An 883-nucleotide genomic window follows, 5' to 3' on the forward strand; every position below is an offset into this window, starting at 1 on the left:
GTGCGCCACAGCGAGAGGGCGCGGCCCGCCAGGGCGGTGCAGAGCGGGGCGGCGAGGACGGCCGCGAAGGCGACCACGCCGACCTCGGGGAACCCGTGGCCGGGCTCGGCGGCGGTGTGGAACAGCGCGGCCAGGGCGGTCATCGCCAGGGACCCGGCCCAGCCCCGGGCCAGACGGGCCGGCCCACGCACGACGCGCGGAGGGGCGTCCTCGAGGCCGGACGGGGCCCACGGAGCGGCGGCGACGGCGCTGCGCATGCCACGACTCCTCTCCTGACGGCCCCGGTCCACGTCGGCCGGACGATCGTCCGCCCATCCTACGCGGCCGGAGACGACGACGGGCGCCCCACCCGAGGGTGGGACGCCCGTCCTGCGGCGTGCGGCGTGGGTCCGGGGACGCGCACCGCGACCGGGATCACTCGGAGGCGGCTGCCTTGAGCTTGGAGCCGGCGGTCACCTTCACGGAGTGGCCGGCCGGGATGGTGATCTCCTCGCCGGTGCGCGGGTTGCGGCCGGTGCGCTCCTTGCGCTCGGTGCGCTCCACGGCCAGCCAGCCCGGGATCGAGACCTTCTCGCCCTTCTTGACCTGGGCGGTGAACACCTCGAAGAGGGCGTCCAGCACATCGCTGACGGCGGCCTGGGTGTTGCCGGAGCGCTCGGCGACGGCGGCGACGAGTTCCTTGCGGTTCATGGCCATGGGTCCTCCCTATGGGACGTCGGTTACGGTTCCCGGGCCGTTCGGACCGGGCTGCCAGTTGTGAACGTACCACCTCTCCGCGGGCGAATCGCCCCCTGAACCGCGAGAATCCGCGATTTCCCGTGACCCGGGTCGCCCCCACCCCCGAGGCACGACGACGGCGGCGCCCCTCTCAAGGAGGGGCGCC

At 74.7% G+C, this 883-nt stretch carries 1 protein-coding gene and 1 pseudogene; both read right to left on the reverse strand.

Going from position 1 to position 883, the window contains the following annotated elements; all coding sequences use genetic code 11:
• A pseudogene (locus HMPREF3105_RS09720) lies at positions 1-257 on the reverse strand (hypothetical protein); the annotation flags it as partial.
• A gap of 157 nt (positions 258-414) precedes the next feature.
• Positions 415-696 (reverse strand): HU family DNA-binding protein, encoded by a 282-nt coding sequence (locus HMPREF3105_RS09725; protein ID WP_002858339.1) that lies wholly within the window; start codon positions 694-696, stop codon positions 415-417.
• Between the last annotated feature and the right edge of the window lie 187 nt (positions 697-883).

This window comes from Micrococcus sp. HMSC31B01, assembly GCF_001816085.1.
GTDB lineage: Bacteria > Actinomycetota > Actinomycetes > Actinomycetales > Micrococcaceae > Micrococcus > Micrococcus luteus.

What these genes read in the sequence shown, in the direction of transcription:
- HMPREF3105_RS09725 (WP_002858339.1), bottom strand. Translation starts at nt 696, where the DNA reads ATGGCCATGAACCGCAAGGAACTCGTCGCCGCCGTCGCCGAGCGCTCC.